The sequence below is a fragment of the Achromobacter sp. RTa genome, assembly GCF_000757485.1.
Classification (GTDB): domain Bacteria; phylum Pseudomonadota; class Gammaproteobacteria; order Burkholderiales; family Burkholderiaceae_B; genus Achromobacter.
In genome coordinates this window covers 560,710-573,603 of the sequence record NZ_JPYO01000045.1, presented here as the reverse complement: position 1 = coordinate 573,603, position 12,894 = coordinate 560,710, and the positions used below count along the sequence as shown (strand labels likewise).

General features: G+C 67.5%; 13 protein-coding genes. 1 reads left to right on the top strand and 12 read right to left on the bottom strand.

All coding sequences use genetic code 11. From position 1 onward, the window contains the following. Window positions 1–30 precede the first annotated feature (30 nt). Window positions 31–1,002, bottom strand: coding sequence for a tripartite tricarboxylate transporter substrate binding protein (locus JL37_RS26960; RefSeq protein ID WP_043548087.1), 972 nt, complete (start codon window positions 1,000–1,002; stop codon window positions 31–33). 64 nt (window positions 1,003–1,066) lie between these two features. Next, a complete protein-coding gene (locus tag JL37_RS26955) occupies window positions 1,067–2,275 on the bottom strand; it encodes a CaiB/BaiF CoA-transferase family protein (protein WP_043548085.1) in 1,209 nt (402 codons plus the stop codon). A gap of 147 nt (window positions 2,276–2,422) precedes the next feature. Between JL37_RS26955 and JL37_RS26950 the strand changes: the two genes are divergently transcribed. Continuing rightward, window positions 2,423–3,343, top strand: a complete 921-nt coding sequence (locus JL37_RS26950) for a LysR family transcriptional regulator (RefSeq protein ID WP_197064652.1) — start codon at window positions 2,423–2,425, stop codon at window positions 3,341–3,343. 15 nt (window positions 3,344–3,358) lie between these two features. Here JL37_RS26950 and JL37_RS26945 read toward each other — a convergent pair whose 3' ends face one another. The 10 genes from JL37_RS26945 to JL37_RS26900 all read right to left on the bottom strand — a co-directional run bounded on the left by JL37_RS26945 (window position 3,359) and on the right by JL37_RS26900 (window position 12,543). Beyond that, window positions 3,359–4,381: an LD-carboxypeptidase gene (locus JL37_RS26945; protein WP_043548083.1), complete on the bottom strand. Its 1,023-nt coding sequence runs from the start codon at window positions 4,379–4,381 to the stop codon at window positions 3,359–3,361. Further along, window positions 4,378–4,869, bottom strand: a complete 492-nt coding sequence (gene tadA / locus JL37_RS26940; protein ID WP_043548268.1) for a tRNA adenosine(34) deaminase TadA — start codon at window positions 4,867–4,869, stop codon at window positions 4,378–4,380. The genes JL37_RS26945 and tadA overlap by 4 nt, the downstream gene beginning before the upstream one ends. A 10-nt stretch (window positions 4,870–4,879) precedes the next feature. Further along, entirely contained in the window at window positions 4,880–5,728 is an 849-nt protein-coding gene (locus JL37_RS26935; RefSeq protein WP_043548081.1) for an HAD family hydrolase, read from the bottom strand. A gap of 103 nt (window positions 5,729–5,831) precedes the next feature. Then, window positions 5,832–6,314 carry a hypothetical protein gene (locus tag JL37_RS26930; RefSeq protein WP_081955230.1) on the bottom strand — a complete coding sequence of 161 codons (483 nt, stop codon included), beginning with the start codon at window positions 6,312–6,314 and terminating at the stop codon, window positions 5,832–5,834. A gap of 243 nt (window positions 6,315–6,557) precedes the next feature. Beyond that, entirely contained in the window at window positions 6,558–6,899 is a 342-nt protein-coding gene (mnhG, locus tag JL37_RS26925; protein ID WP_043548077.1) for a monovalent cation/H(+) antiporter subunit G, read from the bottom strand. Then, entirely contained in the window at window positions 6,896–7,177 is a 282-nt protein-coding gene (locus JL37_RS26920) for a K+/H+ antiporter subunit F (RefSeq protein WP_043548076.1), read from the bottom strand. Before JL37_RS26920 ends, mnhG begins: the two co-directional genes overlap by 4 nt. Continuing rightward, window positions 7,174–7,656 (bottom strand): Na+/H+ antiporter subunit E, encoded by a 483-nt coding sequence (locus JL37_RS26915; protein WP_043548074.1) that lies wholly within the window; start codon window positions 7,654–7,656, stop codon window positions 7,174–7,176. Before JL37_RS26915 ends, JL37_RS26920 begins: the two co-directional genes overlap by 4 nt. Beyond that, window positions 7,656–9,287, bottom strand: coding sequence for a monovalent cation/H+ antiporter subunit D (locus tag JL37_RS26910; RefSeq protein WP_043548072.1), 1,632 nt, complete (start codon window positions 9,285–9,287; stop codon window positions 7,656–7,658). The genes JL37_RS26915 and JL37_RS26910 overlap by 1 nt, the downstream gene beginning before the upstream one ends. Continuing rightward, on the bottom strand, window positions 9,284–9,628 hold the full coding sequence (locus tag JL37_RS26905; RefSeq protein WP_043548070.1) for a Na+/H+ antiporter subunit C: 345 nt from the start codon (window positions 9,626–9,628) through the stop codon (window positions 9,284–9,286). Before JL37_RS26905 ends, JL37_RS26910 begins: the two co-directional genes overlap by 4 nt. Continuing rightward, on the bottom strand, window positions 9,628–12,543 hold the full coding sequence (locus JL37_RS26900) for a monovalent cation/H+ antiporter subunit A (RefSeq protein WP_043548069.1): 2,916 nt from the start codon (window positions 12,541–12,543) through the stop codon (window positions 9,628–9,630). Before JL37_RS26900 ends, JL37_RS26905 begins: the two co-directional genes overlap by 1 nt. Window positions 12,544–12,894: the final 351 nt, after the last annotated feature.

The following is a 12,894-nucleotide window of genomic DNA, read 5'->3' as shown; positions in this document are numbered from 1 at the left end:
GGCGGGCGCCCTGGCCCAGCGGCCGGCGGGCTAGTCGACGCGGCTGCCCGACAGCTGCACCAGCTCGCCCCAGCTGCCGTACTCCTGGCGCAGCAGCTGCGCGAAGTCCTCCGGCGTATCGACGCGCGCGAATGCGCCTATGGCCTTTAGCGACCCGGACAGCGCCGGCGTGGCCACGGCCAGGCCGATTTCCTGATTCATGCGCTGCACGATGTATTTGGGCGTGCCCTTGGGAAACAGCATTCCCAACCATGGATTCGCCTGGAACGCGGGATAGCCCGCTTCGGCGAAGGTAGGGACGTCCGGCAGCATGGGCAGGCGCTGGCTGGCGCCCACGGCCAGCGCCTTCAAGCGGCCGGACTGGATGTGCGGCAAGGTGACGGCGACCGTGTCCAGCCCGATGGCGACGTTGTCGGCGATCATGTCCGTCATCGCCTTGGCGCTGCCCTGATAGGGAATATGGGTCAGTTGCAGCCCCGCCTCGCGCTCCAGCATCACCATGCCCAGATGCGACAGGGTGCCGTTGCCCGACGACGAGAAATTCAACGCGCCCGGGTTGCGCCTGGCGTAGTCCCGCAAGCCAGCCACGTCGCTGAACGGCTGGGCCGCGTTGGCCACCAGCACCATGGGCAGATCGGCCACCAGGCCGACCGGCTCGAAGTCGCGCAGCGTGTCGTAGCCGGTGGACTTGTACAGGTGCGGATTGGTGACCAGCGAGGCCGTCGCCGAGAGCATCATGGTGTAGCCGTCGGGCGCGGACTTCGCCAGCGCGGCCAGCGCGATGCTGCCTCCCTGCCCCGGCCGGTTCTCCACGATCACGGGCTGGTTAAAGCGGGCGGACAGCCTTTCGGCCAGGATCCGGGCAACCGCATCCGTCGCCTGCCCCGGCGGGAAGCCCACCAGCAGCTTGACCGGCTTGGCGGGCCAGTCGGCCGCGGCCTGCGCCGGCGCTGCCGCGATCAGGCCGATCGCAAATATCCACCCTGCTGTCCATGCTCGCATTGCTGTCTCCTCCTGATGGCGCCCGGGGCCTGTCTGAAAGCGGCCCCGTGGCAATGGAACGGTTTCAGATCACGCCCCGCTCCCGTAGCCCGGCCTGCTGCGTACCGGAATAGCCCAGCGCGCCCAGCACCTCGTCGTTGTGCTGTCCGAGGCTGGGCCCCGCGTGGTGCACGGCGCCCGGCGTCGCGGAAAACCTCGGCACGACGCTCTGCATCCTGACGGGCCCCAGTTCGTCGTCGTTCACCGAGACGATTCCCTCGCGAGCGGCGATGTGCGGGTCGCGGAAAATGTCCGCGATGTCGTAGATCGGGCTGAACCCGACCGAGTGCGCGTCCAGCAAGGCTGCCAGCCCATCGAGCGTATGGCGCCCGATGGCCTCGGCCACCAGGGCGTCCAGCGCCTCGCGGTTGCGCACCCGGTCGGGATTGGTCCTGTAGCGGGGATCCTCGGCCACGCCGGTCAGTTCGAGCGCCACGCAGAGCCGCTCGAAAATGCGCTGAGTCGACGCCGCGATCGAGGCCCAATGGCCGTCCCGGGTCCGGTAGACGTTTCCCGGCGCGGCGTACTGGCTCCTGTTGCCCAGTCGCCCGCGGACAATGCCGAGCTGGTCGTACTCGATGGGCAGGAAGTCCATGACCCGGAACATCGATTCCATCAGCGAGCAGTCGATCTCCTGGCCCTCGCCGCGCGGCGCGACTTTTTCGCGGTACAAGGCTGAGACGATGCCCAGGGCGCCGAACAGGCCGGCCACCGCGTCGGCGATCGGAAACCCCATGTGCAGGGGCCGCCCGTCCGGCTCGCCGCAAATATTGGTCAAGCCGCTCATTGCCTCGAAGACCCGGGCGAATCCGGGCTTGTTGCGGTAGGGCCCCGTCTGGCCGAACCCCGTCACGCGCAGGATGGTCAGCGCCGGGTTGTGCTGGTGCAACCATTCGCGCGTCATGCCCCAGCCGTCCAGCGTTCCCGGACGGAAATTCTCCACCAGGGCATCGAAATCCGGCAGCAGGCGCGCCACGATGGCGCGGCCCTCCGGGGTACGCAGATCGATGGAAATTCCCTTCTTGTTGCGGTTCGCGACCTTCCACCACAGGGGCACCCCTTCCTTATGCGGCGCCAGCGCGCGCAAGGGGTCGCCCGCCCCGGGAATCTCCACCTTCAGCACATCGGCGCCCAGGTCCGCCAGCAGCGTCGCGGCCCAGGGGCCGGCCACCACGGTGGACAAATCAAGGATACGCACGCCTTTCAGCGGCCCCGCACTTTCCTCGAAACTCATCTGCTGACTCCTTGGGCCGTGCCGGGGCGATCCGGCCTGCCAGTTGCGCGAACACGAGAGGTACGAGGCATTCTGTGCTGAAATCCAGCCATCAGGAATGGGCAATTTCAATAAACCAGTTATCTCAGACTGAGATGGATGGCGATCATGGATCTCAAGAACCTGCGGGTATTCGCGCGCATCGCCGAAGCTGGCAGCCTCACGCGGGCTGCCGCGGCGCTGGGCATCGTGCAATCGGCGTTGAGCCGCCAACTGTCGGAGCTGGAACAGGAGTTCGGCGGACGCCTGTTTTTCCGCACGGGACGCGGCGTGCTGTTGACGGAACTGGGAGAAAGCCTGCTGCCGCGCGCCCAGGCATTGCTGCTGGAGGCCGATCAGTTGCTGGAAGAAGCGAAGGCCGGCCAGCGCAAGCCGGCCGGCATCGTCAACCTGGGTTTGATCCCTTCCCTGTCGCAGCCGCTCATCGGCATGCTGCTGACATACACCCGGGCGCACTATCCGGGAATCCGGCTGCGGGCCTTCGAAGGCTATAGCGGGGAGATCGAAGCCTGGCTGGCCAACGGCAAGATCGATATCGGCATCTACAACCGGTATCGCGCCGCGTCCACGCGCATGCAGGAAGTGTTGTTCGAAACGGAAATGAAGGTGGTGACCAGCGCCGGATCGGCGTTGGCCGCAAGCCGCGAGCTACGCCTGGCCGACCTGGCGGCGGTGCAGCTGGCGCTGCCCGTGCGTCCGAACGCGCTACGCACGGTGCTGGACAGCCTGACGCTGCGGGCGGGCATCGAATTGAACGTGGTGCTGGAGGCCGACTCCGGCGTCGCCATCAAGGACGCCATCCAGCGCGGCGGCCTGCACAGCATATTGCCCAGCCATGCCGTATCCGCGGAAGTGAAGGACGGCAGCCTGGTCCCGATCCGCCTGACCGACCCGCCCATCCGCCAGACGGTGCTGATGGACATCAGCCGGCAACGGCCCGCCACCGCGGCCACGCGCCTGCTGTTCAAGGCCCTGCCCGATCTCGCCCGCAAAGTCCGGGCCGGTGCGCCCGCCGATCCGGCCCGCTAGCGCCGCAGCGGGCGCTCAGTGATGGTGCTCGTCCAGCACCAGGTGCGCCAGCCCGCGCTCGGTGGCCAGGCCGACCTTCTGCCCGATCGGCAGCGTGGCCTTGGTGGCCACGTGGCCGTAAGGCAGCCCCGTCACCACCGGAACCTTGACCGTGCGGCGCAGCCAGGCCACCACCTCGTGCAGGTCATAGCCCTTGTCGTGGGGAGCCAGCTTGTAGTCCGAGAAGCGGCCCAGCACGATGGCTTTCTGGCGGCCCAGGATGCCCGCCTGGTGCAGCTGGATCAGCATGCGTTCGATGCGGTAGGGATGTTCGGCCACGTCTTCCAGGAACAGGATTCCACCCCGCACCTTGGGCATGTAAGGGGTGCCGACCAGGGACGTCAGCATGGCCAGGTTGCCGCCCCAGAGGACGCCCCGGCAGTCGACCGGGTCGGCGTCCTGGGTCTCGAAGCTGAGGATCTCCAGTTCGCCGCGCATGATTTCGCCGAACAGCGCTTCGGTCAGGTCGTCTACCTTCTTGCCGCCGAAGTCGGCCACGGCCGTGGCGCCGGTATAGCTGACCGCGCCGGTCTGCGCCAGCAGGCCCAGGTTGAAGGCGGTGAAGTCGCTCATGCCGACGAAGCGCTTGCCGCTGTCGGCCATGGCCTTCCAGTCGATCGAAGGCAGCAGGCGGCCCATGCCGTAGCCGCCGCGGGTCACCATCACGATAGGCAGTTTCTGCTTGGCCGCGCGCGTCAGGCTGGCCAGGCGCTGCGCGTCCGTGCCGGCAAAGCGCTGGTGCTGAGCGTACGCCGTGCGGTCCAGGGCCGTCTTGAACCCCTGCGCCTGCAGGCGCTCGCGCGCCAGCTCGACCGTGGCCGGATCGCGCACCGCGGACGAAGGCGAGATCAGGTAGATGCCGCGAGCGTCGGGCAGCGCGTGATCGTGGCCGTGGTCATGTCCGCAATCGTCGCCGCACTCGTGGTCGTGGGCGTGGCCATGATCGTGGCTGGCGGCGGCTTTCGCGCCGCGCGGCTTGGCGGCTTTGGGGGTGCTCATGCTATGGATTCCTTGCTGCGGCGCTCGCGGAAGAACCGGCGCAGCAGCTCGCCGCAGGGTTCCGCCAGCACGCCGCCGGTGACTGAAGTGTGATGGTTGAGTTTGGGCACCGAGCCCACGTCCAGCACGCTGCCGCAGGCGCCGGTCTTGGGATCGTAGGCGCCGAACACGACGCGGGCCAGCCGCGCGTGCAGCATGGCGCCGATGCACATCACGCACGGCTCCAGGGTGACGTACACGGTGATTCCCGGCAGCCGGTAGTTTTCGAGCGCCCGCGCGGCGTTGCGCAACGCCACGATCTCGGCGTGGGCGGTCGGGTCGTGGTCGATGATGGTGCGGTTGTACCCGCGCCCGAGTATGTCGCCCTGCGCGGACACCACCAGCGCGCCCACGGGCACCTCGCCGATGCCGTAGGCCGCCTGGGCCTCTTCCAGCGCCAGGGTCATGAAAGCGGCATCCTGCGCCGTCCAGGGCGGGACGGCCGCCACGGCATCCGCCTCAACCACGGTACACCCGGGACTTCAATGCAATGCGGCCGGCCAGGCTGGTGACGGCCTCTTCGAGCCATTGGTAGAGCTCTGCCTCTTCGTCGTAGCGGGCCTGGTTCAGGTTCGACACCCGGCCCTCTTCGATGAAGCCCCAGGCCCGGCTGCGCTTGTCGCGGTGCTTCGGATCCCAGACACCGAAGGCGAAGCCGCCTGCGCGGCGGATCAGCGAGAAACACGGAATGTCCGTGTAGCCGTCCCCGACGAAAACCATCTGGTCGAACGGCACGCGCAAACGGTCTTCGGGAACCTTGCGGTTGACTTCGAAGGGCTTGTTGCGGAAATCGCGGCCGATGATGCCTTTCTGGATGTGGAACAGATAGCGGGTCTTGTCGGTAAAACTGACGATGCGGCGCGGGAACTCGATGCCGCCGTCCTCGCCGTAGACGAATTCGGACGCCCAGATCTCGGTGAATTCATGGGCGATGGGTGTGGAACGGACCACGTCGCCGATACCGCTGGAAATCAGGTAGAACTCCAGTTGCACCTGCGGCTGCTCCGCCCTGACGGCGGCGCGCAGGCGCTGGAACAAGGTGGGCACGCCTTCGTGCAATTCCAACCGGGCGCCCCAGTCTTGCAGGCGTTGCTGGGTGATCAGGCCATGCTTGCCGCCCTGCGACAGCCGGATCATCTGGTACAGGTAGGCGGGAACGGGGTCCCAGTCCTGCCGCGACAGCAAAGGATCGACCTCGTCCTTCCAGAAGGACGCAGTGTCTACCCCAATGCTTTCCAGGAAGCCGGACGTGCTGTCCGAGGCCAGCGTGTCGTCGAAATCGAAAATCAGGGCGATGACGTCGGACATGAATATGCGTGAAAAAGGGCGACAGCCGCCATTTTGCCTGAATGTAGCGGCGGCTGCGCCCCGGGAGGCCCGGAATGCGCGGTTCCCAGCCCCTGCCCAGCCCTTACTGGCGGACCGGCGCGGTCATCGCGCCGCCAGCGGGCGCGGGAGCCGCGGCGGGCGCGCCGCTGGCGGGCGGCACCGAGTCCGCCGGCACCTGGATCACCGTTTCGCGCAGCACGCCCCCGCCCTGCACGCTGCCGCGCACATTGGTAGGCGCGGTCATCTGGGTCACGCAATCCTGGCGCGACGCCGCCGGCAGGCGGTTGCAGCGGTCGATCATGTTCTGCTGGTACTGGTCGGCGCTGCCTTCCTTCAGATTGTGGCGCCCGGCTTCCTGGCGGGCCGCGCCGGCTTCGCGCATGCACGCGGCCGGATCCTGTCCGGTGCTGCCGCTCTTGCACGCCGCCACGTCCTGCTGGTATTGGGATTGGGCTGTGCCGCGGCCTGTCGCATCAGCCGCGTGGACCGCCCCCGCGGCCAGCATCAGGCCTGCCGCGCAAAGGGTCGCCGCAAGGCGTTTCGTGTGCATGGGTCGAGTATTCATGGCCAGCTCCTTCAATAGCGTTTGCACCAGAGCGGCGCGGACTGCGAACCGGCGCCGCTCGCTCGGGACCTGCTCGCCCCCGGGGGGAGCAGGCCATTGCCTCACTATCCCACGATGGGGCGCCGCCGGGGTGTCCAGCAACGTGAAATCGTAAAATTACGTTTCAATTGACGCGACGCATCATTAAGTCCCGGCCTGCGTCCGCTACGCGCGCCGCTACGCGCGTCTGCTAACGCGCGTCCGCTAACGCGCGTCCTTCTCCGCATCCGCGGGAGCTAGGCGGTTGCGGTAGGTTGCGGCGCGCATCAGCAGCATCGCGGTCACGGGCGAGGATACGATCAGCAGCAAGGTAATGACCACCTCGTGGAATACCGGCCGGGCCGACAGCGCCGAGAAGACCAGGATGGACGCGCCCAGCACGCAGCCGCAGCCCATGGTATTTCCCAGCGTGGGCGCATGGATGCGGGCATAGAAAGTGCGGAACCGCAGCAGGCCGGCGGAGCCGGTCAGGGCCAGCAGGCCGCCCAACACCAGCAGGATGCTGGCCGGGATGCCGGCCCACAGGGGGATCTGGGCTTCCATCATGGCTCGATCACCTCGCCGCGCAGCAGGAAACGGGCCATCGCGGTGGATCCGACGAAGCCGAACAGCGCGATCAGCAGCGCAATGTCGAAATACACGGACGTGCCCGACCGGATGCCGAAGGCCAGCATCGTCAGCATGCCATTGATGTACAGGGTGTCCAGGGCCAGAACGCGGTCCTGGGCGGTGGGCCCGCGCAGCAGGCGGACGGTGGCGCACACCATGCCCAGCGCGAAGCAAAGCAAGGCAAAGGACGCCGCCCAATAAAGTACGGTATTCATTCGAAAATCTCCATCAGCGGGCGCTCGTAGCGCTCCTGCACCAGCTTGATCCAGTCGCTTTCATTCTGCAGGTCCAGCACGTGCAGCTTGAGGTGGTGGTCGTCGGTCAGGTCCACCCAGACCGTGCCGGGCGTGTAGGTGACGATGCAGGCCAGCATCGCCAGGCCGTGCGGGTCGCGCATGGTCAGCGGAATCATGATGAATCCGGGGGAAAAATCATTGGGCCGGGGGTTCAGGATCAGCTTGCCCACCGCAATGTTGGACCTGATGATGTCCGCCGTTACGTGCAGGAACAGCGGCACCGCCTTCCACAGGCGATGCGGCCGCGCATGCAGCGGACGCAGGCGGGACGCGGCCCAGGTGAACCACAGCGCCAGCGCGATGCCCAGCGCAACCTGCCCCACGGACAAGCTCTGGTTCAGGACCAGCCACAGGACGAACAGGAAGACCGGCAGGAATACGAAATAGAGGCGCCGCATCAGCTTCCCTCCTTCAGGCCGCGCACGGTCTGAGCCGACATGACGGCCTCGATGTACGACTGGGGCCGGTCCAGGGAACGGGCCGCGTCATCCAGGTAGGCCGACACGGGCCCCGCGCCGGCCGCCAGGCCCACGCAAAGCAGCAGCAGCACCGCCACGGGCCCCGCCTCGATCACGCGCAGGCGCGGCGTGCTGCGGTCGTCGCTGGCCCAGAACACGCGGATGCCGGTGCGGCCCAACCCGATCAGGCCCGCCAGGCCGGAAACGAGCACCGCCGCCACCAGGATCCAGGCGTCCATCGGCAAGGCGGATTCATTGGCCGCCGAGACGGCGGCCGACAGCAGCGACAGCTTCGCGACGAAACCCGACAGGGGCGGCAGCCCCGTCACCAGCAGCGCGCAACAGATGAAGGCCAGCCCCAGGAAAGCCATGGCCGCGGGAATGGCCACGCCCACCACGTCGTCGGAACGGTTGACCGAGGCCGGATCGTCCAGGTCGAAGGCGTCGAGCGTAACCGCCAGCACGTTGGCGCCGAAGCTGCGGGTACGCTCGATCAGTTCGGCCAGCAGGAAGAACGCACCCGTGGTCAGCACCGAACTGATCAGGTAGAACAGCGCCGGGCCGGTCAGCGTCACGCCGGGCATGCCCAGCGCGGTCAGCAGCGTACCGGCCGACACGATCACGCAGTAGCCCACCATCTTCTCCAGCTGCTGCGTGGCCAGCAGACCCAGGCCGCCGAACAGCAGCGTGGCCAGGCCCGCCGCGAACATCCAATCCAGGCTGAACGCCGCGGGTGCTCCCGAGGGCAGCAGCAGCGAACCGATGCGTAGCAGCGCATAGATGCCCACCTTGGTCATGATGGAGAACATGGCGGCGACGGGCGCGCCGGCCGAGCCATAACCCCTGACGAGCCAGAAGTTCAAGGGCCAGGCGCCCGCCTTCACCAGGAAGGCCACGCCCAGGATGGCTGCGCCCGCCTCGAACAGCATGCGGTCGGCGCCGGCCAGGTTGCCCGCGCGCAGCGCCAGGTCCGCCAGGTTCAGTGTGCCGGTGACGCCGTAGATCAGCGCGATGCTGATCAGCAGCAGGAACGAGGCCACCAGGTTCACCGCGATGTACTGCAGGCCCGCGCTGACGCGCGTCATGCCGGAGCCATGCAGCAACAGGCCGTAGGACGCGGCCAGCAGCACTTCGAAGAACACGAACAGGTTGAACAGGTCAGCCGTGAGGAAGGCGCCGTTCAGGCCCATCAGCAGGAACTGGAACAGGGAATGGAAATGCACGCCCGCGCGGTCCCAGCGGGCCAGAGCGTAGACCAGCGTGGCCAGGCCCAGTACCGCTGTCAGCGTCAGCATGACGGCGGCCAGCCGGTCGACGACGAGCACGATGCCGAAGGGCGCGGGCCAGTCGCCCACCAGGTAGACCCCTACCCCGTCCGGCCAGACGCCGGGCACGGCGCCGCCGGCCACCGCCAGCAAGGCGATGGCGGCGGCCAATTGGGCCAGGGTGGACACCAGCGCGATCGCGCCGCGCGCGTAGCGGCTGGTGTCGGCCAGCAGGAGCATCGCCGCGCCGGCCAGCAGCGGGGTGATGATGGGCAGTATGGGAAGGTGTTGCAGCCAGAAACTCAAAATTCGGACTCCCGTCCATCGACGTGGTCGGTACCCGTGAGGCCGCGGGAGGCCAACAGCACAACCAGGAACAGCGCGGTGGTGGCGAAGCCGATCACGATGGCGGTCAGCACGAGCGCCTGCGGCAGCGGATCCGCATACCAGGAGGGATCATGGGCCGCGGCCGGATCCACCACCGGCGGGCGGCCCGAAGTGAGCCGGCCCATGCCGAAAATGAACAGGTTCACGGCATAGGAAACGAGCGACAGGCCCATGATGAACTGGAAGGTCCGCGGGCGCAGCAGCAGCCACACTCCCGAGCCGGCCAAGACGCCGATCGCGATGGCATAGATCAATTCCATCAGGCTTCCCCTGTTTGAGCGGCGGCCGCCTGGACTTCGGCGGCGGCCTTGCGTTGCGCGCGCAGCGATTGGTGGGCAAGCGCCACCAGCACCAGCACGGTGGATCCCACGACCAGCATGTACACGCCCAGATCGAACAGCAGGACGCTGGACAGGTGCACGTGGCCGACCAGCGGCAGCGCGATGTCCCAGGACAGCGCGGCCAGGAAGGGCTTGTAGACCAGCCAGGCGGCCATCGCGGCGGTGCCCGCGAACAGCAGGCCGATGCCGATCCAGTTCTGGGGATTGAGGCGGCTGCGGGACTCCACCCAGTACACGCCGCCGACCATGTATTGCAGGATGACGGCGGTGGCGAAGATGAGGCCGCCGACGAACCCGCCGCCCGGCTCGTTGTGGCCACGCAGCAGGAAGTACACGGAGATCAGCGCGGCCGTGGGCAGCAGCAGGCGCACCAGGACCGTAGGCACCATCATCGACCCCGCGGGCACCACCGACTTGATGTCCGGGGCCGCCGGCACGCCGCCATCCTGGTCGATCTGCTGACGCGGCAGGTCCGCGCTTTCGGCGGCGGGCCGGAAGCGGCGCAGCAGCGCATAGACGGTCAGCGCCACGATGCCCAGCACCGTGATCTCGCCGAATGTATCGAAGCCGCGGAAGTCCACCAGGATCACGTTCACCACATTGGTGCCGCCGCCGTCGGGCAGCGCGCGGTCCACGAAATAGGAAGAAATCGTTTCGCCCTGCGGACGGGTCAGCACCGCGTAGGCCAGCGCCGACATGCCGGCGCCCGCCGCGACGGCCATGAGCAGGTCGCGCAGGCGGCGGCCACGCGCGCGCAGCGTGGCCTTCAGGCTTTCATCCTCGTCCTGGGCGATGCGCCGGGGCAGCCAGCGCAGGCCCAGCAGGAGCAGCACCAGGGTCACGACTTCGACGGACAGCTGCGTCAGCGCCAGGTCGGGCGCCGAGAACCAGACGAAGGTCAGGCAGGTGATGAGCCCCGCCCCGCCGGCCAGCGCCAGCGACGCCAGGCGGTGATACTTGGCCTGGTAGGCCGCGGCCAGGGCGCAGACCCCGCCCACCACCCACAGCAGCGCGAACGCCGGATCCACCGGGGTCAGGCGGCCCGCCCCGTCCAGCCAGCCGCCGGCGCGCAGCGGCAGCCAGGCGACGAACAAGGTGCCCAGCACGATCAGCAGCATCTGCACCTGCAGGCGCGAGGACGCCAGCCAGCGCAGCAGCCAGGCGGCGGCCACGCTGGAGCCGTCCAGCAGCGCCTCGAAGGTGCGGCGCCCGTCCAGGCGGTAGATGAAGGGCACGCGCCCGGGATTGGCGCGCTGGTGCGCGCGCAGCGCCAGGTACAGCAGCACCCCGGCGGTGGTGGCGACTAGGCTCATCACGAGAGGCAGGTTCACGCCATGCCAGACGGCCAGGCTGTACTCGGGCATGTCCTGCCCCAGGATGCTCTGGGCCGCGGAGGCCAGGAAGGGGCCGACGGTCAGGCCCGGCACCACTCCCACCAGCAGGCACATGAAGACCAGCAGCGCGCTGGGGAACAGCATCCAGCGGGGCGGCTCGTGCGGCGCGCGCGGCAGGTCGGTGGCCGGCGGACCGAAGAACACCTGGAGGATGAAGCGCAGCGAATACGCCACGCTGAACGCCCCCGCGATGGTAGCCAGGAGCGGCAGGCCGATCTGGGTGATCCGGTCGCCGCTGACGAAGGTGGTTTCGGCGAAGAACATTTCCTTGGACAGGAAGCCGTTGAGCAGCGGCACGCCCGCCATGGACGCCGCCGCCACCATGGCCAGCGTGGCGGTGATGGGCATGGCCTTGTACAGGCCGGACAGGCGGCCCAGGTCGCGCGTGCCGGTTTCGTGGTCCACCACCCCCGCCGCCATGAAGAGCGAGGCCTTGAACGTGGCGTGGTTGATCATGTGGAAGATGGCGGCCACCAGCGCCAGCGTGCTGTTCAAGCCCAGCAGCAGCGTGATCAGCCCGAGGTGGCTGATGGTGGAATAGGCCAGCACGCCTTTCATGTCCTGCTGGAAGATGGCCGCGTAGGCGCCAAGCACCAGTGTGACCAGCCCCGCCCCGCCGATGATCCAGAACCATTCGTCGGTGCCGGACAGCACCGGCCAGAAGCGCGCCAGCAGGAACACGCCCGCCTTCACCATGGTCGCCGAGTGCAGATAGGCGGACACGGGGGTGGGCGCCGCCATGGCGTTGGGCAGCCAGAAGTGGAATGGGAACTGGGCGCTCTTGGTCAGCGCGCCCAGCGCCACCAGGATCAGCACGGCCGGATACCAGGGGTCGGCGCGCACCAGGTCGCCGGCGGCCAGCACGCGGTCCAGGTCGTAGCTGCCAACGATGTGGCCCAGGATCAGCACGCCCGCCAGCAGGCACAGCCCGCCGCCGCCCGTGACCGTCAGCGCCATGCGGGCGCCGCGCCGGGCGTCCAGGCGATGGTGCCAGTAGGCGATCAGCATGAAGGACGCCAGGCTGGTCATTTCCCAGAACATGACCAGCTGGATCAGGTTGCCCGAAAGCACCACGCCGAGCATCGCGGCCATGAAGGCCTGGAAAAACGAGAAGAAGCGCGGCACCGGATCTTCCGGCGACATGTAGTAGCGGGCATACAACACCACCAGCGCGCCCATGCCCGAGACGATCAGCGCGAACAGCCAGGCATAGCCATCCATGCGCAGGGTGAACTGCAGGCCCAGGGCAGGCGCCCACGGCATGTCGAACCGGACCACGCCGCCGTTGGCGACGTCCGGATAAAGGGTGGCGACCAGAACCACACAGGCCAGCGCGATGAGGCCGGCCAACCAGGCCTCGGCATTGCGGGCGTTGGATGGCAGCAGCGCGGCGCACAGGCTGCCGGCGAACGGCAGAGCGAGGATCAGGATCAGCGACATGGCGTTCCGAGAATGTCCGGGCCCCCTCCCGCCAGCGCAAGGCAGCGAAAGACGAAACAGACCGGGGATTGAAAAACGGACGGAACCCTGGCCCGGTGCGTCGCTGCACTACACGTTGCCCCGCGGGGACATCAACCAACGCCATTGAACGGCGCAGACAGAAACAAACGCAATAGTTTTCTTGCAAGACCGGCCAAGAATCTCATCCGAAAAATATCAGATTCTTGTAAGTTATGCAGAGATTTATGTGTGAACGGGGCTGATGACGACACGTTCAATGCGCAATGATTGCGCAATCGACGTGGTTGTATGTCTATTCATCTATTTGTCAGCATTGGTTTTTTCCTTTAT